Genomic DNA, 20247 nt, shown 5'->3' with positions numbered 1-20247 from the left:
GTATTTTAAAATGTAACGCCTGTTCCACCTAAGCCACAGTAACCGCCCGGGTTCTTCGCTAAATATTGTTGATGATAATGCTCAGCATAATAAAAGCTAGGCTCTGGCAAAATTTCCGTTGTAATATCACCTAACCCAGCAGCTTTAAGTTTCTGCTCAAATAACTCTTTAGATTGCTTGGCCAATGTCGCTTCTGCGTTTGTCGCATAATAAATACCTGAGCGGTATTGCGTACCTCTATCGTTTCCTTGACGCATCCCCTGCGTCGGATCATGCGACTGCCAAAATACTTTTAGCAAACTGTCATAGGAAATAACTGTTGGGTCATACACAACTAACACAACTTCATTATGGCCGGTTTGCCCAGAACATACTTCTTCATATGTTGGGTTAGCGGTGTAGCCCCCTGCATAACCGACTGCTGTTGAATATACCCCCTCCAATTGCCAGAATTTACGTTCTGCGCCCCAAAAGCAGCCTAAACCAAACAAGGCTGTTTTATGGCCATCAGGGAAAGGCGGGACCAAAACATGACCAGAATAAACAAAATGCTCCCTTGGCACAGGCATCGATTCGGTACGACCCGGCAAGGCTTGATCTTTTGTAGGCAATATAAGTTTTTTATCAAACATGTTTTATATCTTACCTCATACAATAAAGAAAATAACGCCTTGGCCGCTGTTATTGGGCATTCCGTCATATAATGTTGGCTCTATTTTTAGATAAAACAGCACAGGCGAGCAGCTCTACTATGTCAAACGAAAATAAAGACCAACTCTTTCGATTTCTTTTTAAAGAACTAGGCGTACGGGGTGAAATTGTCTCGTTAGATACCAGTTTCCAAGCTGCATTAGCCTTACACAACTACCCTACCAGTGTTGCTGAACAATTAGGGCAAGCGCTTGCCGCCTCGCTGCTCTTATCTGCTACATTGAAATTTGATGGTTCATTAATTCTGCAGATTCAAGGGAACGGACCGATTAGCATGCTGGTGGCTCAAGCAAGTGACCGTCAAAACGTGCGCGGCTTAGCCCATTGGGATGGCGATGTGAAGCCCGGAAACCTGGCAGACTTATTTGCTGATGCTCGACTAGTTCTTACGCTTAAACCAACTATGGGCAAACCTTATCAGGGAATTGTTAATTTGGAAGGCAACGCCCTATCCGATGCACTAGAGTCTTACTTTAAGCAATCTGAGCAGCTTAAAACACGCCTATGGTTTGCCGTAAATGGCGACAAAGCCGTTGGCTTTTTGCTACAAGAGTTGCCCGCACATAACGGCGAACAAGTTGATTGGGAGCGCGTAGAAATGTTAGCAGACACCATCACAAGCAATGAGTTGCTTGAGTTAACAGCTGAGGACATTATTCACCGCCTTTTCCACGAAGAAAGCGTCACACTTTACGAGCCACAAGCGATACAGTTTAAATGCAGTTGCTCTAGAGAAAAGATTGAAGCGGGCTTATTAACAGTCGGGCATGCAGAATTAGTCTCATTACTTGAAGAAAAAGGTGCTGTCGACACACACTGTGATTTTTGCAATCAGCATTATCATTTTGACGCCATTGATATCGAACAGCTATTTTCCACCGGCAAAACCAGTGGCCCAACGGTGCTCCATTAACATTGGCACTCACCTGAGCTAAACTAATACAGCAAACAAAGCCCCCCTAAAAGAGCTCAATCGCCCTATAAATTACCAGTCTCGCGCTAAGAAATATAAGGTTTCAGCCACTGCTCAAATTGTGATAAATTCATGACGCCTGCTTGCCTAGCAAGCTCTTTTCCATTTTTCATCACTAATAAGGTCGGAATACTTCGAATATTAAAACGAGCGGCTAACCGTTGCTCATGCTCTGTATCCAACTTAGCAAATCTCGCTTTGGGTTCTAGCTTTTTTATTGCCTGATCAAATGTCGGCGCAAAAGACCGACATGGACCACACCACCCTGCCCAGCAATCTATTACAACTGGAAGATCATTTTGTTCAAAATGGCGTTGCGCATTGGAAGCTTTTAGGGTGACATATTTGCCAGCAAATAACTTTTTCTTACACTGACCACAACGCCCACCAGCAGTTAATTTATCACTCGGCAGCTTATTAACCACATCACAGGATGTGCAAACTACTTTTATTGAATCAGTCATAGGCTAAGCGTTAATAAAGTTTTTAATAGAATAAAATATGGGGCCAAACTCAGCATCATTCAAGGCTTGATTAACTGCAGCTTTTGCAGCCTCGTTAATTTTTTAATGCTTGCCTCTCGAATACTAGCCCTGCTTCTATTATCCACCTTCTCGCTATAGACAAATTTAACAGGTCGGCGACCTTTAAAATATTTCGCACCTTGCCCCGTCGCATGCTGCTGAAAACGACGGTCTAAATCCGTTGTTATTCCTGTATACAAGCTACTATCGCTGGCTTCAATAATGTAGACAAACCAGCTCATACAGCCTTAAGAAGCTCGCCACACTGGCGACAAAAATAGTTAGTTTTGCGCTGAACAACTTTATTATGCCGACGCACACCTAATTGATGCGTTTGGCAATCGCAGCGATAAGGGACTGTTGAATATCGTCGCTTAGGGATATCACTCAAATCATATTGCGCTGTTCGGCTCGCTTTAGCGCCAAACTGTTGCATCATAGCTCGCCACTCTGGCCCATGTGGTAACACTTTTTTCTTACTAAACTGTTTATCAATAATATAGTGCGCAACTTCATGTGGCACAGTTTGCTGAAGATTTTGTTTGAAATATTTTGAAAATATAAGCGCGTTATAACGGATTAATATTTGCTCACGAGATCTTTTATACATGCCAATCGTGTGACCGGTCAGATCAAATTTAACTGGAATAACTTGATAATCCGTACTCAATAAGCTGTTCGCCAATTGTATATATCGAGCGGTTTCATCAATAACCAGCTGCTCCTGTTCTGCAGTCAGCTGAGCGATCATTCCACCACGTTAAGACTATCAACTAACGAACGAACTTCTTGCCTTGCCGCGACATGAGATAAACTATTAACCTTTTCGAGATCCAATACCGTCAGACCATTTGGAAACAGTTCCTTATAAATAACGCGTTCATATAAGCCGGGCACATAACGAAACATAATTCGCTTTTGTAATGATTCCAAGGCACTGTGTACACGTTTGTTATTTCTTGAATCTAGCGATGCCAGTCTCGTTCGAACCACCACCCAATCCATCGGCGGTTTACCACTCGCTGAGCGAAACTTTCGGCTATCCCAAACCATTTCCGTATAAAAACTAAGTTTTTTAACTTGAAAAGAATCCGCCGATACCTCACCCAATAAATCCAAGTCTATAAAGCTATCATTCAAAGGCGTAACTAAGGTGTCTGCCAAGGCATGCGCCAAACGTGACAAGTAGGTGTCATTTCCTGGGCAATCAATAACAATAAAATCGACATCACGTTTGAATTCATCCAGCCCCTCTTGCAAACTCTGTTGATCTTCGACTTCCCTGTCTTTAACTAAACTAGCCGTCGATTGACCAACTACTTTAAACGCTGGCATAGCAACTTTGGTTCCACCATTTGCCATAAACGTTTGCCTGTTTTGCAAATATCTCGCTACACTTTTTTGCCGTGCATCTAAATCGATAACCGCTACTTTTTTAGCCTTATCGAGTAAACCAACAATGATGTGCATGGCAAGGGTGGACTTACCTGTCCCCCCTTTTTCATTACCGACTACAATGATGTGCGCGTCTTTTTTATCCATAAATTTTTTGCCTAATCAAAGCATCCTGTAAGACAATAACTAGAGTGTTTCTAATTCAAACTCTACTAGCGGATTGACATCTTCATCGTAATTAACTGCTGCTAATTCAAAACCAAATAGATTAAGAAATTCTTTTTTGTAACTCGCATAATCTGTTAATTCAAATAAATTTTCTGTTGTTACCGTTGGCCAAATATCAACACATTGTTGTTGAATGTCGTCACGTAGCTCCCAATCATCTAAACGTAAGCGATTAGCATCATCTAAATTCTTTTCTGCTCCGGCATTAAACAGTTGCGTTCTAAAAAGGCGGTTTATTTGTTCGATACAACCTTCATGAATACCTGCTTCCTTCATCACCTTAAACACCATTGAAATATACAACGGCATCACTGGAATAGCAGAACTGGCTTGCGTTACCACCGATTTCAATACGGCGACATGCGCACTACCATTAAGCTGTTTAAGTTTCGCATCAATTGCTTTTGCTGCACGGTCCAAATCCATTTTAGCTTTACCTAATGCTCCGTCCCAATAAATGGGCCATGTAATGGCAGTTCCAATATAGCTATAAGCAACCGACTGACAGCCTTTTGCGAGCACGCCAGCTTGACTCAGCGCATCCATCCACAGCTCCCAGTCTTCCCCACCCATGACAGTCACAGTGTCTTTGATTTCTTGCTCAGTTGCAGGCTCAACTTCTGCCTCAATGATAGTATCTTTATTTGTATCAATCGCGGTTGACCGATATGTTTCACCAATGGGTTTTAAGCACGACCGCGTCAGTTGGTCGGTACCCGGAACTTTACGAACAGGAGAGGCCAGTGAATAAACAACTAAGTCTATCTCACCTAAATCTTCTTTAATCAGCTCAATGGTTTTTTGCTTCGCTTCATTTGAAAAAGCATCGCCATTAATATGCTTCGCATACAAACCTGCTTTTTTTGCTTCAGCATCAAATGCAGCCGTGTTATACCAGCCTGCAGAGCCGGGCTTTTTCTCACTACCGGGTTTTTCAAAAAAAACACCGATAGTTGCAGCACCCGAGCCAAAAGCTGCCGTAATTCTAGAAGCCAGACCATAACCACTTGAAGACCCGATAACCAGCACTTTTTTAGGCCCATCTTTGACCGGACCTTGTTGTTGTGTCAGCTTAATTTGCGCGTTGACATTCTCAGCGCAACCAACGGGGTGTGCTGTTGTACAGATAAAGCCACGAGTTTTTGGTTTAATGATCATACCCTTGTCCATTTAATTAAAATAAAGCCGTTATTTTAAAGGGATAACGTAATATTTTATAGCTCTCAATGAATCATCTTCATATTGCTATCAGCTACTTTATATTCCTTCTACGACTAAAGAACGGCTTAGCAAAAACAGAACCTAGCTTATTCACGCTGACGCACGTTTCAACAATTTCTGTATCAATGTCCAACGAATAATAATGATGGAGATAAAAACTAATACACAACCGATCAACTCTTTTTCTGATAGGCTTTCTCCAAACCAAGCGGCCGCCATAAGCGCTGTCCAAATTGGTTCCACAATCATGATAACCACGCCATGACTGTTGCTTGACAGGCTTTGCGCATGGGTCTGCATAAAAAAACGTAGCGCCGTGCCAATAAATGCGCTTGCCAATACCCAAGCCAGCAAAGTGCTTGAAAACCCTTCTGCCGCCTCTAGCCAACCCTCCGTGATAAAGGACAGCATACCCACTAACACACCAACAGTTACCAAGGCTATCGCTGTTAATGGCAATGCTGGGACTCTTTTACTAACCCGGGTGACCTCACCTAATACAACTATTTCACGATGATTAGCTGCTCGAGAATTCAATACAAAAAACAGGGCCACAAAAAGCGCCGATACAATAAAGAGTAATTGCCCTTTTTGTATCTCAAATTCTCCAGATAGGGACAAGAAAGCTAGGCCCACTAAGGCAAAGGGGATTGCATACCATGTAGTAGAAGGCACCTTCTCAGCAAAAAATATTTTTGAAATAATAGGTGAAAAAATAACCGCCGAACTTGTGATAAAGCTCGCTACGCTCAAACTAACACCTGAATGAAGCCCCATTACCCAAAAACACATTCCTAAAGCAAAGATAAACCCGACGATAATAGCTTGTCGGTACTGATTCCAACTTAAGACACTCAATTGGTTAAAACCCACTATCAGCAATAACAAACCAGCTAATAAAAAGCGCGAACATATAAATAAAAGAGGAGGCATTAACAAAACGGCCTCTTTTGAAAAAATCCAACTGATAGCCGCTAATATTGTTACCAGCACCAACAAAATGTCGGCTTTTATAGCATTGGACAAAGCAAATAACCTTTTTCTTTCACCCTTAACAACCGATTAACATCTAGGTGAGCTACAGCACCAACAAGACAGGCATCATTAGCTTTTTTTATTGGCCTGATTTTTAATTTCTTCAACAATGTCAGCAGACATTTCCACCTCGCTAGCCAGCGGAATATCATCCTCATCTGTTGGGTTACTTTCAGGTGCATCCATCTCAGTTACTTTCTCGCTGTCTTCTTCAAGAGGCTCTTCTTTTTTTGTCGTTGTTTTTGATATAACCGGCCCTTCTTCCTGTGCTACTTCAAGCTCTTCATTTGGGATAGCAAGCAAAGCTGTTTCTTCTAGATCGACCTGAAGTGCTTTTGCTTCATCAGAACATAACTCACCTGCTCCGTTCGCTATATGTCGATAAACATCTCGATATTGGTCTGTTAAGCCTTTAAACAAGACAGCTGTATTAACAAAATGATTATCGACTTGTTTGCGATATGCTTCGTGTTCAGCTTCTAGCGCTTTAATTTTTGAACTGCCATCTTTTCCTTTTTTAAATAGCAAGGATAAGAAAAAACCAAAAACTGTACCTATTACAACGCCCAACAATAACTCAATACTCATTTAACTTAACTCCTGGCAAATATTCCACTTCACTTAAAAGACCTTCATACAATTTTTATTCTATCTCACAACGCCTATAGGTGGGCTAATAACTTAAGCGCTTATTTAACGACTAAGCAATTGGCTCAACATCAATTGGCCTATCCATTAGAATATTCATTTAACCGTTAAATACTTTGATATAAGGCTCACTTTGACTAACCTAAACGAAGATTTTCATTTCCATAATACTTACCGATGGCAAACTTTGCTGAGCATGGCAAAAAAGCATCGAGCCTCTTTAATAAAAGCAAATATTATGGCCATGATCGCTGTTTTAGCGAGTGTTCCTGTGCCCCTTCTAATGCCATTATTAGTCGATGAGGTTTTACTTAAACAGCCCGGTGTTGCCGTACAAACAATCCAACAAATAACACCTACTGTTTGGCACGGGCCTGTCTTATATATTCTCGCCTTATTACTATTAACACTTTTATTAAGGGCTATCTCACTTTTTTTTAACGTTTTACAAAGCCGTCTATTTACTCTGACCGCTAAAGAAATCACTTTTCAAATTCGTCGGCATTTATTACAACGTTTACCTTTTATCTCAATGACCGAGTTTGAAACCGTTGGTAGTGGAACCATTAGCAGTCATTTTATTACTGACATTGAAACCGTTGACCAGTTTATTGGCAGTACAACAAGTAAGCTGTTAGTGGCCATTCTTACTGTTCTTGGAACCTCGATTGTTCTGCTTTGGATGCACTGGCAGCTTGCCCTCTTTATTCTTTTTCTCAACCCTGCAGTCATCTATTTCACCACCATTTTTGCCAAACGGGTTAAACATTTAAAAGCTAACGAAAACTTGGCTTTTGAAGACTTCCAACAATCCCTTATTGAAACCTTAAATGCGATAAGAGAAATTCGCGCTCATAACCGAAGCAAACATTACACAACCCTATTGATTGGTAAAGCCAACACTATTAGAACTCGCGCCAGTAGTTATTCTTGGAAGAGTGACACTGCAAACCGACTGGGTTTTATGGTGTTTTTATTCGGTTTTGATATCTTTCGAGCTCTTGCAATGTTCATGGTCGTCTACGCCGACCTAAGTATTGGCCAGATGCTCGCCGTTTTTGGCTACCTGTGGTTTATGATGGGTCCAGTCCAAGAAATACTGCACGTTCAATTAAGTTTCTTCTCCGCAAACGCCGCCCTCGAGCGGATAAACTCCCTCATTACTTTAAAAGATGAGCCTCGTTATCCACATACAGTTAACCCCTTTAAAAATAAACACTCTGTGTCTATTCAAATGAAAAACATTCATTTTTCGTATGGTCGTCACAAAAACATTCTCAATGGCATCACACTGGATATTAAGTCAGGCGATCAAATTGCTTTGGTTGGCGCTAGCGGTGGCGGCAAATCTACATTAGTGCAGGCTCTACTTGGTTTATACCCTATCAGTGACGGAATGATTTATTTTGATAATATTCCAGTCACTCAGATAGGTTTTGATACCATTCGTGACAATGTATCAACCGTACTTCAGCACCCCGTATTATTTAATGCTTCTATACGTGACAACTTAACAATGGGGCGTTCTTTAAATGATAATGAGCTGTGGCACGCACTGTCTATTGCACAACTCCAACAAACCATACAACAATTACCTCAGCAACTGGACACATTGATCGGTCAACAAGGCGTACGTTTATCCGGTGGACAGCGTCAGCGGCTTGCCATTGCTCGAATGATCCTTAGCCAACCTAAGGTCGTTATTCTGGATGAAGCAACCTCAGCGCTGGATAGCGAAACTGAGTTTCAATTACATAAATCAATGCGGTCTTTCTTAAAGGACCGCACCACAATCATTATTGCCCATCGCTTAAGTGCCATAAAACAGGCCCAACATGTGTATGTTTTTGAAGACGGCATTATTAGCGAACAAGGCCATCACAACAAGCTTATTGAACAACAGGGCTTATACGCTAAGCTTTACGGTGAAAAGCAGCATTAAACTAACTCTCACTAAGTATTTGCTCGTCCTATTTTTCTTTAAACATGAAAACAATACAGGTGATATAACAAAAAAGCCAGATAAGCACTCAATGGTGTTTATCTGGCTTTGATTATTAACAAGTTTTTAACTCCCCTTGCTACTAACAGGGGTTTCTTATTCTTTTATCCAACCTTGTAATGCCGCGATAATACCTTCCGCTTGGGCAGCACTCGATATATTGAACTTTGATTTCTGCTGGTACTCACCATTACGCTTTTGATAACGACGAATGGTATATTTATCAGGGCCATACTCTTCTTTTGTACGATTCCAATCTTGATGCTTGTATATAACGGTCGCCCATGCACCCTTTGAAAGAACGACTTTATCAAGTTCTTTTACTGTTTCAATACCGCCATCTGTATAACTAACGGTTAGCTCTTCTACTGTTTCTGCCATGCTATTTCCTGCGCTTTGTTAATCGTTAACGCTAAACCAATTATGATTTAACGCTTGGGATAAGGTTTATCGGAGACATTCTACCAACACCTTTAATCTTTTTTCATGATACCTTCAAGTTGTTTGCAGTCCGGCCACGTTTGTTAGCGATTAAAGCCAATGAATAAAAATTTAGTCTGATACCAAACTGTCGGCAACTGCTTCACCGTAATCAATTAATTCTTCTAGTAGCACTTGCTGTTCTTCACTCCAATCACCCTCAACCACTAACTCATCAAGCCTTTCAAAATATGCTTTTAAGGTTAAACGTCCATCATTATGTTCTTTAATAAAACAATCGTGGCGATATGCTTGCCATTGCGTTTTTTCCACCTCATTAAGAGTTTCCGGGTAATTTCTTGCTCTATAACGAAACAACATTTCTTCTAAACGCTCATCCTCAAATGGCAACGATAACTCTGCCAATTTATCTATTGGACAAGCACGTATTTGCGTCATATTTTGCACATCTATAGGGCTAAAAAAACCGCCACTATATAGCATTAAATCAGGGTCTGTAGCGCTTTCGAATGTATTAATAGAGAAAACTTCTGCTAGTTTTTTTTCAATACCCGCACCGAGTATTTTTTGCCTATTTTCTTCGCACCGCAGTAAATCAATATTTAATTTATTTTTGACCTCTGTAGTCAGGGTACTTAAGGGTGCCAACATTGGTGATTTATTAATATGAACGGTCTTAAGAGGCAGGCGCTTCTGTCCTTCATTTAATTCAGCCGTAGGTGTGTATAATCGCTGGTGGATTTCTTCAGCTGTTAAGTCAATAAGCTCTGTTGGGTCAGCAGATAGATCAAAAACCAGCACTCCATTTTTATTCACTGGGTGAGCAGCAATGGGGACAACAACTGCTAAACAATCTTGTGCGGCAGGGTATTTACTCGACACATGTATAACAGCGGTATTGTGTATCAGGTCAAGGTTTTCCGCGGCTTTTTTTTTATTTCGCAGTGATAAGCCCCAACTATAAATTCTAGGTTGTTGTTGCTTAATAAGCTTTGCTAATTCAATAGTGGCATATACATCTGATAAGGCATCATGTGCGGCCTCATGCAAGATACCATTCGCTTTAGTCAGCTCTTCTAATTTAAAACTAGCCGCGCCATCTTCACGTTGTGGCCAATTAATTCCATCTGGTCTAAGAGCATGTGTCAATCGAACTAGGTCTATTAAATCCCAACGTGAGTTGCCAGACTTCCATTCACGGGCATAAGGGTCGAAAAAATTTCTATATAAAAGGTGCCTTGTAAATTCATCATCAAATCGAATACTGTTGTATCCAACGACACATGTTTGAGGCGTACTAAACTCACGGTGCACTCGCTTAATAAATTCGCTTTCTAATAAACCTTCCCTGATTGCATGTTGTGGTGTAATTCCAGTAATTAGACAGGCTTCTGGGTGAGGCAAGATATCATCATGCAATTTACAATAAAAAACATCGGGGTTTGCAACTGGATTAAAGTTTAAATCCGTACGTATACCCGCAAACTGGACCACACGATCTCTAGCAGGATCAATGCCCGTTGTTTCGTAGTCGTACCAGTAGTATGTTTCAGACAAAGCTTACCAAAGTTCATCCAGTGCTCTAAGTACATCACTCCGGCTAATTTGACCAACCAATTCGCCGTCTTCATCGAGTACTGGGTAACGTTTAAATGATGATTTTAAAAATTTCTCAGCAACGTCTACAATACTGGCCGTATCTGGCACTGTCTCTAATTCTTCAGTCATATATTCTGACACGACACCACCCACCCAGTCTTCATAGTAGGTTGACTGTAATGCCACTTGAAGACAGTCCTTTTCGGACAACATTCCTACTAGTGTGCCACGCTCATCCACCACAGGTGCGCCAGATATTTTATGCGTATTTAAATACTTAATCGCCTGGGAAATTTCCAGCCCTGGCGTGAAGGTCGTTAAATTAGTGGCCATGTAGTCTTTTATTAATACTGACTTAAACATCTACTCCCCTTATATCCTATAAACTTATTGTAAGAATGACTAAGCGTTTAACTTTTCCATCTTTTTCTTTTTATCACAGGTTTTTTTACTACAAAGAGCGCAATCACCTTCTAGCCCATCAATGCTATTAAGACCACCACAACTGCCTTTGATTTTGCGATTGCTAAAGATCACACCAACGGACATGAATATCACTACTAGCATGAAAACTAAAAACGTTACTAAAAATATATTCATGATGATAACCCCTGGGTCATTAAGGTAAATTCTGGTGTTGCTATTTCTCTAATGCCATCACCATCCTTCACCAGAAATAAAACAGCTAATCTATTGTACACAGCCAAATCGTACCCCTTTTTATGACCCAATACCATAAAAGCTGTTGCCCAAGCATCTGCTTTCATACTATTTTCTGCCAGCACAGTAACTGAGGCCAATTTATGCTGAACGGGTTGGCCATTTGTGGGATTAATAGTGTGAGAAAAACGAACACCATCTTTCTCGAAAAAATTCCTATAATCACCTGAGGTAGCAATAGCCGTATCGCTTACCTTAAGTACGCGATGGATTGAACGATTTTTTGAGTCTGGCTTTTCAATTGCTATACGCCATAAGGTATTTTGTGCGTTTTTACCGCGTAATCGCATTTCTCCGCCAATCTCGACCATAAAGTTGCTATAGCCTCTTGACTCAATAAGTTCTGCAATTTCATCGACAGCATAGCCTTTAGCAATAGACGAAAAGTCGATATACACCTTATCGTTTAACTTTTTAATCTCAAGCGTGTCTAGGTTATAAGCAATATTTTGATAGCCCACACTAGCTAGGACTTCCTTGATCTGAACTTCAGTTGGTATCTCATCGACATTAAATGTCGGGCCAAAACCCCATAGGTTCACTAAAGGTCCGACAGTAATATCATATGCACCCTCAGTAATATCACTTATCTGTTGAGCGTGTGCTAAAACATTTATAAACTCTTTAGATTTTTTGTGCCACTGCTGGCCCTTAGAGTCGTTAAAGACAGACACTTCCGAGGAACCAATATACGTTGAGAATGACTGATTAATTTCAACTAAGCGTGAGTCTATTGCTTTTTTTAATGACTCTTGTGTTTCATTTAATTGATCTGCTGCAATAGTTATGTGATAGGTCGTACCCATCGTTTCGCCACTTAATGTAAACGCTGATTTATGCTGCGAATCGCAACCATTAAGTAAGCTGAGAAATATTAAAAAACCCGCTAAAAATATTACATTTTTAGCGGGGTGCTTAAGTAAACTCAATTATCCACCAAAGTCATCGAGCATGATATTTTCATCTTCAACACCAAGGTCTTGAAGCATTTTAATCACCGCTGCGTTCATCATTGGTGGCCCACACATGTAAAACTCACAATCTTCAGGTGCTGGATGATTTTTTAAGTATTCTTCAAATAAAACTTCATGAATAAAACCTGTCAAACCATCCCAATTATCTTCAGGCTGTGGGTCTGATAAAGCAACGTGCCACTCAAAATTATCGTTTTCTTTCGCCAGCATATCGAAATCTTCCACATAGAACATTTCTTTTAGGCTTCGAGAACCATACCAGAATGATATTTTTCGATCTGTTTTAATCCGACGTAGTTGATCAAAAATATGCGACCTCATCGGCGCCATACCTGCACCACCACCTATGAAGACCATTTCAGACTTTGTCTCTTTGGCGAAAAACTCACCATAAGGGCCAGATATCGTAACTTCATCGCCCGGCTTAAGGTTAAAGATATAAGAAGACATTTTCCCAGGTGGGGTGCCTTCTGGCGCATTAGGTGCTGGTGAAGCGATACGAACATTTAACATTATTATCCCTTCTTCTTCAGGATAATTAGCCATTGAATATGCTCTTAATACTTCTTCATCAACTTCAGATTTATAACGCCAAATATTAAAGTGATCCCAATCAGCTCTATATTCTTCTTCAACGTCAAAGTCTTTATAATCTACAACATGCGGTGGACATTCAATTTGAATATAACCACCCGCACGGAAGCCAACATCTTCACCTTCAGGCAATTCAAGAACCAGTTCTTTAATGAATGTCGCTACGTTATGGTTTGATTTAACTTTACATTTCCACTTCTTAACACCAAACACTTCTTCTGGCACTGTAATTTTCATGTCATGTTTAACCGTTAACTGACACGATAAACGTTCACCATCACGTTGCTGACCTTTATTAATGTGGGCACCTTCGGTTGGTAACATTGAGCCACCACCTTCTTGAACACGCACCTTACATTGGCCACAAGTGCCCCCGCCTCCACATGCTGAAGGAACGAATAATTGAGCATCTGCTAATGCGCCTAGCAATTTGCCACCCACAGGTGCCTCTACTTCTTTTTCACCGTTAATTAATATTTTGACATTACCATGCGCTACTAATTTTGACTTTGCCGCCAAAATAATCATCACCAGGATTAAGACAATACCGGTAAAAAACGTTATACCTAAACCAATTTCTAACATACTGAGTTCCTAATTACAGTTGAATACCAGAGAATGCCATAAAGCCCATCGCCATTAAGCCTGCTGTGATAAAGGTAATCCCTAATCCACGTAAGCCATCAGGTACATCTGAATATTTTAGCTTTTCTCTTATTCCTGCAATGGCTGTAATTGCTAGTGCCCAGCCTAAGCCACTGCCAAAGCCAAAGACTAAACTTTCGCCTAAATTATAATCTCGCTCTACCATAAACAATGAACCACCTAGAATCGCACAGTTCACGGTAATTAACGGCAAAAACACACCCAGTGCGTTATAGAGTGCTGGTGCAAACTTATCCATCGCCATTTCAAGAATTTGAACGACCGCCGCAATAACGCCAATATAAACAATTAATCCTAAAAAGTTTAAATCAACTTCTGGTAGCCCTAACCACTCAAGCGCACCTTCTTTAAGTAAACCTTGGTATAAAATGTTATTCAGTGGCATTGTTAACGTTTGCACCAAAATCACGGCAACACCTAAACCCATGGCGGTAGAAACCTTCTTAGAAACAGCTAAGAACGTACACATCCCAAGGAAGAAAGATAACGCTAAGTTTTCTACGAAAACCGCTTTAACAAATAAACTTATATAAGCTTCCATTACGCAACCTCCGTTCCGTTAACTTCTTTGATTTTAAATTCTGCCTTTTCAACTTGTGCAGGACGTAATGAACGAACACCCCAGATCATTAAACCAATGATAAAAAATGCACTCGGTGGTAATAACATTAAACCATTAGGTACGTACCAACCCCCATCATTTACAGTTGATAGGATTTCTATACCAAACAATTTTCCTGAGCCCAAGAGCTCACGAAATGTACCTACAAACATTAGAACAAGCGAATAACCCAGACCATTTCCTATACCATCTAAAAAACTAAGTCCTGGTGGGTTTTTCATTGCAAATGCTTCTGCACGTCCCATCACAATACAGTTAGTAATAATCAACCCAACAAATACAGACAGCTGCTTACTTAAATCATAAACATAGGCTTTCAACACTTGGTCAACAACAATAACCAGCGATGCAATAATCGTCATTTGAACAATAATACGGATTGCACTAGGAACATGATTACGAATCATACTAATTGATAGATTCGAAAACGCTGTCACTGATGTCAGGGCTAATGACATAACGAGTGCCGTCCCAAGGTTTGTTGTTACAGCTAGCGCTGAACAAACCCCTAAAACCTGTAAGCCGATAGGGTTATTATCAACTAATGGGTCTAATATAATTTTTTGAGTTTCTTTATTCATCGTTACGCTCCATTCTCTTGAACTTTATTCAGGTATTGTTGATACCCTTCAGCGCCCATCCAATATTTCAGCATATTACTCACACCACGACTTGTTAATGTTGCTCCTGCTAAACCATCAACTTGATATTCCGCTTTAGGTGCACTCGGAACAACCGTTCCCTTAATGACTTTAATTGCAACATCACCCTCTGGTCCGTAGATTTTCTTTCCATCCCATATTTTTTTCCATTTTGGGTTATCTACTTCCCCACCTAAACCTGGGGTTTCTGCGTGTTCGTAGTAGCTTAAACCAACAATGGTCTGGCCATCATTTTCTACCGCAAGGAAACCGTACAAGGTTGACCATAAACCATAACCATTGATTGGAAGAATTAGCTGCTTCACAGCATCACCTTCTTTCACTTGATAAACCGGCATATATTTCGGACGCATCCTGATATTAGCAAGGTCATCTGACTTAGGTATTGTTACATTCAAGTTTGGGTCTTTAGCTGCTCGTCTTACATCGTATGTTGCCGGATCCATATCGGTGACATACTCACCCGTTGATAAATCAACAAGCTTAATATCAATTTTTGAAAAAGCCGCTTCGATATCATCGCCTTGCTCATACAAACCCGCTACTTGAAGAATATTTTTCTTCTTATCTAGCTCTTTATTAAGTTCTTGTAGTGGTTTAAGTGCAACAGCTGAAATCGACACAAAAACTGCGCATACTAGGCACACTAAAGTCGCCATGATGAACGTTTTAAGCGTACTATCGTTTGATAACGCGAGGAAGTTCATTTTGCCTACTGGCTTCGCTTCATTTTCATTAGGCATTTCTTTTCTCCCTTCTTTTGATGTTTGACTGAACAACAAAATAATCAATCAATGGTGCAAACATATTGGCAAACAAAATGGCCAACATCATTCCCTCTGGGAAAGCAGGGTTTACCACACGAATTAAAACCACCATCAGACCAATTAATAGACCATACACCCATCGACCCGTGTTTGTCATCGCCGCACTCACAGGGTCCGTTGCCATATAGATGGCACCGAATGCAAAACCACCTAATACAGCATGCCAGTACCAAGGTGTTGCAAACATAGGGTTTGTGTCACTACCAATTAAATTAAGCATAGTACTGGTGACTATCATGCCAGCTAAGACGCCTAACATAATGCGATACGAAGCAATTCGGGTATATAACAAAAAGCTCGCCCCAATTAAACACGCAAGTGTTGAGGTTTCACCCATTGAGCCTTGCACCGTTCCTAAGAACGCATCCATCCAAGTAATTCCTGATGTCGTTACTGCTGTAATACCACCCGCAGCAGCCATGCCTAAAGCCGTCGCACCGCTAAACCCATCAACAGCCGTCCAAATAGCATCACCTGACATTTGAGCTGGATAAGCAAAAAACAAAAATGCACGTGCTGTTAACGCGGGGTTCAAGAAGTTTTTACCTGTACCACCAAACACTTCCTTACCAACAACAACACCAAATGAAATACCAATAGCTACCTGCCAAAGAGGAATTGTGGCCGGCAAAATCAGCGAAAACAGCATTGATGTAACGAAAAACCCTTCGTTAACCTCATGCCCACGCACAATTGCAAATAAGACTTCCCAAATACCGCCTACTAATACGGTAACAACATAAATGGGTATATAGTACATGGCACCATGTACCATGTTTGCCACAAGACTGTCTGGGTTATAGCCGACCGCATTTGTCACAAACCCACGCCATGAATCTAACGATGTCATGTTTAACTCAGCCATCGCCATGTTCGCCATATGGCCGGTATTCCACATTGCCATCAACACACAAGGTAACGCCGCAATGAATACATACGTCATGATACGCTTTAAATCAATAGCATCTCTTACATGCGTTGTGCCTGCGGTAACATCTTTAGGCGTATATAAAAAGGTATCCACCATTTCATAAATCGCATAATACTTCTCTAGTGATCCGCCTTTAGCGAACTTCGGGTGTATTGAATCTAAATAATTCCTTAAACGAGACATTAACCCTCCTTCTCAATGTGTGCCAAATTAGCGCGTAGCGCCTTACCAAAATCATGCTTTCCTGAATCTACAAATGAGCATAACGCTAAATCTTCTTCGTCTAGTTCTAATGCACCGAGTGATTCAGCTGCATCAACATCCATAACAACTAAGGCTCGAAGTAATTGTGTTGGCAAAATATCCAACGGCATCACGCCTTCATATACCCCAATAGGAACCATGGCACGTGGACTACCGTGTGCTGATGTATCCATTGCCATTTTTTTCTTACGGTTAAAACTAGATAGCAGAGCATTTGTAAAAGAGAATTTCTCGCCTGCTGGGTTTAGCCACCCTAGCAGCTGACGCTCTCTTCCTTCTTGAAGTACTGACAACTGAACATGGTAACGACCTAAATAAGATGCCCAGTTATTCGCTTTTCTACCTGACAAAACAGAGCCCGAAATAATTCGCACATTACCCGTCTCAATTTCTTTTCTAACCAACTCTTCTGTATTTGCACCCAGTCTAGTTTTAATAAGACGCGGCTTAAGAACTTTGGGGCCGGCTAACGAAATGACCCGTTCAACGTTTAAAAGACCCGATGTAAATAATTTACCAATGGCAATCACATCTTGATAGCCAATGGTCCACGCAATTTTTTTCGAATGAACAGGGTCAATAAAATGTATATGTGTACCAGAAAGACCTGCTGGATGTGGTCCAGAAAACTCAGCGACTTCGACCACGTCGGGAACTGCTATGTCTGCGTCGACAGCCTTACTCACATACACCTTTCCTTCTGTCAGGCGAGAGATCACTGTTAAACCATCTTTAAATGCATCTGCATCTTCGGCAATAACAACACTTGGATCTGCCGCTAATGGATTAGTATCCATAACGGATACATGAATCGCTACAGGTCGAGTAGCTGGCGCAGGTACTTTACTGAATGGACGCGTTCTAAAAGCTGTCCATAAACCTGATTCTGTTAGGTTCTTAACAACATCTACCGCATCAAGGCTCGCTAATTTTTCAGACGAGTATTTGGTAAACTCAACCTGATCGTCACCGTCTAATTCAATAACAACCGTGCGTAACACACGTTTCGCACCTCGGTTAATGCTTTTGACAACCCCGCAACCAGGCGAAGTAAAACTAACACCTTCGGTTTTTTTATCGGTAAATAAAATCTGCCCCAGCTTGACACGATCACCTTCTTTAACCAGCATGGTAGGCTTCATATCTATGTAGTCTTCGCCAAAAACGGCAACACTGGAAACCTGATTACCCTCTGAAATAACTTGACTTGGCGCGCCTTTAATTGGCAGGTCCAAGCCTTCTTTGATCTTAAAGTAGTTCATTGATTAGGCTTCTTAATTGATTTAAGTTTGTTTGTTTAAGCAGACTGCACGTTTAATGTCGAGTAGCGACTATAACCCGCTGACCTGCCGTCAATACTTCTAGAAAAATTACTTATAAAACTTTTCGAATTCTATCCTATCGCACCGCATCATTCAATCTCGTTAACTAATTCCTTATACCAATTCCCTTAGAAAGTAGCCTTAAACTGACCCCCAACATAAAAACAATAAATGTCGCAATAACGATAAAGCCGTATAACAGCGGTATATCAGACTCCCCTAATATACTAAACCGGAATACATCGATCATGTAAAGTACTGGATTGAGTAATGATACGTTTTGCCAAAACTCTGGCAATAAGTCAATCGAATAAAACACCCCTCCCAAATATATCAAAGGCGTCAAAACAAACGTTGGCACAATTGAAATATCATCAAAGCTTTTTGCATAGGCTGCATTAATAAAGCCCGCCGCTGAAAACAACACCCCTGTTAACAAGAATACAACCACCATCATCACCGGGTGCGCAATATTTAAGTCTGTAAAAAACAAGGACACAATCGTCACCAAAACCCCCACGATCAGCCCTCTCAGCACCCCACCAGAAATATACCCTGTCAAAATGATCCAACCGGGAATAGGTGCAACCAACATTTCTTCAATATTATGCTGGAATTTTGAACTGTAGAAAGAAGAAACTACATTTGAATAGGCATTACTAATAACCGCCATTAAAATAAGCCCAGGGACAATAAAGTCCATATAATCATAGCCATTCATCGTCCCAATTCTTGAGCCAATTAAAGTGCCAAAAATAAGAAAATAAAGCGTTGTGGTAATCACCGATGGCAATAAAGTTTGCACCCAAATACGTAGAAAACGCCTAACTTCCTTATACGTTATTGTTTCTAGCGCAACACAGTATTCTTTATTAAACATTATCCTTACCCTTCTTTACTAATAACTTAAGAAACAGCTGTTCTAGCCTGTTTGATTCATTACGAATACCCGATACTTTTATACCCAATTGAGTTAACTCATCAAATAAGGCGTGTATTCCCGACTCCTTGCGCACGCTAACCTGCCATGTCGTTTCATCCAAACGCTCTATTCTACAACCCGTTATTACTGGCAGCTCTTTTTCCGGTCGCTCAAGGCTCAATACAAAAACCTCTTCATCAGCTTTTTCCAGCAAACCCTTCATATCCATATTCTCAATCACATTACCTTTATTGATAATGGCAATATGCTTACACAGGCTTTCTGCTTCCTCTAGATAATGGGTGGTTAGAATTATCGTCGTTCCAGCAGCATTTATTTCCTTAAAAAAGCGCCACATTGACCGACGTATTTCAATATCAACACCAGCTGTAGGTTCGTCGAGTATTAGTAATTTCGGCTCATGCACCAATGCTCGCGCAATCATCAACCGCCGTTTCATACCGCCTGACAGCTCCCTTGCTGCCTCATTACGCTTATCCCAAAGCTCTAGCTGTTTTAGACAAATCTCAGCTCTTTCCAGCGCTTTTTTTCGAGGAATACCGTAATAGCCGGCCTGAGACACAACGATATCAAAGACATTTTCAAACTGATTAAAATTAAACTCTTGTGGCACTAAACCAAGACAGCGCTTCACCCCTTCCGGGTCAGTATCCAAATCATGCCCGTAGACTTTAACAGTACCTGATGTCTTATTAACCAACGAGGCCACAATGCCTATTGTGGTGGACTTGCCTGCGCCATTTGCACCTAATAGTGCAAAAAAATCTCCCTGCTTGACCTCTAAATTTATACCTTTAACCGCAAGAAAGTCGTTATCGTAACGCTTGTATAGCTGATTTATTTCAAGTGCATTCATATTTAAAACTTGTATTTGTAAAAATAAAACATCTAACTCGTAAGCCAAGTTAGCAATTAACCGCCTAGTTTAACGTATAATGACACTAT

General features: G+C 40.8%; 23 protein-coding genes. 2 read left to right on the top strand and 21 right to left on the bottom strand.

Features of this window, described 5'->3' with window-relative positions; all coding sequences use genetic code 11:
• Positions 1–5: 5 nt before the first annotated feature.
• On the bottom strand, positions 6–632 hold the full coding sequence (msrA, locus tag Q91_RS02745; protein ID WP_015005355.1) for a peptide-methionine (S)-S-oxide reductase MsrA: 627 nt from the start codon (positions 630–632) through the stop codon (positions 6–8).
• Between the two features lie 119 nt (positions 633–751).
• On the opposite strand from msrA, the gene hslO reads away from it, so the two are divergent.
• Positions 752–1624: an Hsp33 family molecular chaperone HslO gene (gene hslO, locus Q91_RS02740; RefSeq protein ID WP_020932937.1), complete on the top strand. Its 873-nt coding sequence runs from the start codon at positions 752–754 to the stop codon at positions 1622–1624.
• A gap of 86 nt (positions 1625–1710) precedes the next feature.
• Here the strand turns inward: hslO and trxC are convergent, their stop codons facing one another.
• From trxC to Q91_RS02705, 7 genes are all read right to left on the bottom strand, one after another.
• Entirely contained in the window at positions 1711–2148 is a 438-nt protein-coding gene (trxC, locus tag Q91_RS02735; RefSeq protein ID WP_015005353.1) for a thioredoxin TrxC, read from the bottom strand.
• 59 nt (positions 2149–2207) lie between these two features.
• Positions 2208–2450 (bottom strand): GIY-YIG nuclease family protein, encoded by a 243-nt coding sequence (locus tag Q91_RS02730; protein WP_015005352.1) that lies wholly within the window; start codon positions 2448–2450, stop codon positions 2208–2210.
• Entirely contained in the window at positions 2447–2959 is a 513-nt protein-coding gene (locus Q91_RS02725; protein WP_015005351.1) for a SprT-like domain-containing protein, read from the bottom strand. The genes Q91_RS02730 and Q91_RS02725 overlap by 4 nt, the downstream gene beginning before the upstream one ends.
• Positions 2956–3750, bottom strand: a complete 795-nt coding sequence (locus Q91_RS02720; RefSeq protein WP_015005350.1) for a division plane positioning ATPase MipZ — start codon at positions 3748–3750, stop codon at positions 2956–2958. Before Q91_RS02720 ends, Q91_RS02725 begins: the two co-directional genes overlap by 4 nt.
• A gap of 39 nt (positions 3751–3789) precedes the next feature.
• Complete coding sequence (fabV, locus tag Q91_RS02715; RefSeq protein ID WP_041230480.1) at positions 3790–4989, bottom strand: enoyl-ACP reductase FabV; 1200 nt, start codon at positions 4987–4989, stop codon at positions 3790–3792.
• A 153-nt stretch (positions 4990–5142) separates the two neighbouring features.
• Positions 5143–6078, bottom strand: coding sequence for a DMT family transporter (locus Q91_RS02710; RefSeq protein ID WP_015005348.1), 936 nt, complete (start codon positions 6076–6078; stop codon positions 5143–5145).
• A gap of 78 nt (positions 6079–6156) precedes the next feature.
• Positions 6157–6675 (bottom strand): YhcB family protein, encoded by a 519-nt coding sequence (locus Q91_RS02705; protein WP_015005347.1) that lies wholly within the window; start codon positions 6673–6675, stop codon positions 6157–6159.
• A 256-nt stretch (positions 6676–6931) separates the two neighbouring features.
• Here Q91_RS02705 and Q91_RS02700 point away from each other — a divergent pair, with 256 nt between their 5' ends.
• Entirely contained in the window at positions 6932–8677 is a 1746-nt protein-coding gene (locus Q91_RS02700) for an ABC transporter ATP-binding protein (RefSeq protein ID WP_050999767.1), read from the top strand.
• A gap of 156 nt (positions 8678–8833) precedes the next feature.
• Here Q91_RS02700 and Q91_RS02695 read toward each other — a convergent pair whose 3' ends face one another.
• The 13 genes from Q91_RS02695 to Q91_RS02635 form a co-directional block, all read right to left on the bottom strand.
• Positions 8834–9118: a hypothetical protein gene (locus Q91_RS02695; protein ID WP_015005345.1), complete on the bottom strand. Its 285-nt coding sequence runs from the start codon at positions 9116–9118 to the stop codon at positions 8834–8836.
• 171 nt (positions 9119–9289) lie between these two features.
• Complete coding sequence (gene sbcB / locus Q91_RS02690; protein WP_015005344.1) at positions 9290–10735, bottom strand: exodeoxyribonuclease I; 1446 nt, start codon at positions 10733–10735, stop codon at positions 9290–9292.
• A 3-nt stretch (positions 10736–10738) separates the two neighbouring features.
• Positions 10739–11140 (bottom strand): CBS domain-containing protein, encoded by a 402-nt coding sequence (locus Q91_RS02685; protein WP_015005343.1) that lies wholly within the window; start codon positions 11138–11140, stop codon positions 10739–10741.
• A gap of 39 nt (positions 11141–11179) precedes the next feature.
• A complete protein-coding gene (gene nqrM, locus Q91_RS02680) occupies positions 11180–11377 on the bottom strand; it encodes a (Na+)-NQR maturation NqrM (protein WP_041230479.1) in 198 nt (65 codons plus the stop codon).
• Positions 11374–12426 (bottom strand): FAD:protein FMN transferase, encoded by a 1053-nt coding sequence (locus Q91_RS02675; protein WP_015005341.1) that lies wholly within the window; start codon positions 12424–12426, stop codon positions 11374–11376. The genes nqrM and Q91_RS02675 overlap by 4 nt, the downstream gene beginning before the upstream one ends.
• Positions 12427–13650 (bottom strand): NADH:ubiquinone reductase (Na(+)-transporting) subunit F, encoded by a 1224-nt coding sequence (gene nqrF, locus Q91_RS02670; protein ID WP_015005340.1) that lies wholly within the window; start codon positions 13648–13650, stop codon positions 12427–12429.
• Between the two features lie 13 nt (positions 13651–13663).
• Positions 13664–14272 (bottom strand): NADH:ubiquinone reductase (Na(+)-transporting) subunit E, encoded by a 609-nt coding sequence (gene nqrE / locus Q91_RS02665; RefSeq protein ID WP_015005339.1) that lies wholly within the window; start codon positions 14270–14272, stop codon positions 13664–13666.
• Positions 14272–14934, bottom strand: coding sequence for an NADH:ubiquinone reductase (Na(+)-transporting) subunit D (locus Q91_RS02660; protein WP_015005338.1), 663 nt, complete (start codon positions 14932–14934; stop codon positions 14272–14274). Before Q91_RS02660 ends, nqrE begins: the two co-directional genes overlap by 1 nt.
• Before the next feature lie 2 nt (positions 14935–14936).
• Complete coding sequence (locus Q91_RS02655) at positions 14937–15758, bottom strand: Na(+)-translocating NADH-quinone reductase subunit C (RefSeq protein WP_015005337.1); 822 nt, start codon at positions 15756–15758, stop codon at positions 14937–14939.
• Positions 15751–16956, bottom strand: coding sequence for an NADH:ubiquinone reductase (Na(+)-transporting) subunit B (locus Q91_RS02650; protein ID WP_015005336.1), 1206 nt, complete (start codon positions 16954–16956; stop codon positions 15751–15753). The genes Q91_RS02655 and Q91_RS02650 overlap by 8 nt, the downstream gene beginning before the upstream one ends.
• The gene (locus Q91_RS02645) at positions 16956–18299 is read right to left on the bottom strand and encodes a Na(+)-translocating NADH-quinone reductase subunit A (protein WP_015005335.1); all 1344 of its coding nucleotides are present in this window, start codon (positions 18297–18299) and stop codon (positions 16956–16958) included. Before Q91_RS02645 ends, Q91_RS02650 begins: the two co-directional genes overlap by 1 nt.
• A 166-nt stretch (positions 18300–18465) precedes the next feature.
• Complete coding sequence (locus tag Q91_RS02640; protein ID WP_015005334.1) at positions 18466–19239, bottom strand: ABC transporter permease; 774 nt, start codon at positions 19237–19239, stop codon at positions 18466–18468.
• Positions 19232–20158, bottom strand: coding sequence for an ABC transporter ATP-binding protein (locus Q91_RS02635; protein WP_016389823.1), 927 nt, complete (start codon positions 20156–20158; stop codon positions 19232–19234). The genes Q91_RS02640 and Q91_RS02635 overlap by 8 nt, the downstream gene beginning before the upstream one ends.
• Positions 20159–20247: the final 89 nt, after the last annotated feature.

Origin of the sequence: Cycloclasticus sp. P1, from assembly GCF_000299965.1 — a bacterium.
In the GTDB taxonomy this organism is placed as follows: domain Bacteria; phylum Pseudomonadota; class Gammaproteobacteria; order Methylococcales; family Cycloclasticaceae; genus Cycloclasticus; species Cycloclasticus pugetii.
The sequence above is the reverse complement of the archived record's forward strand: the minus strand, read 5'-3'. Positions and strand labels throughout refer to the sequence as shown.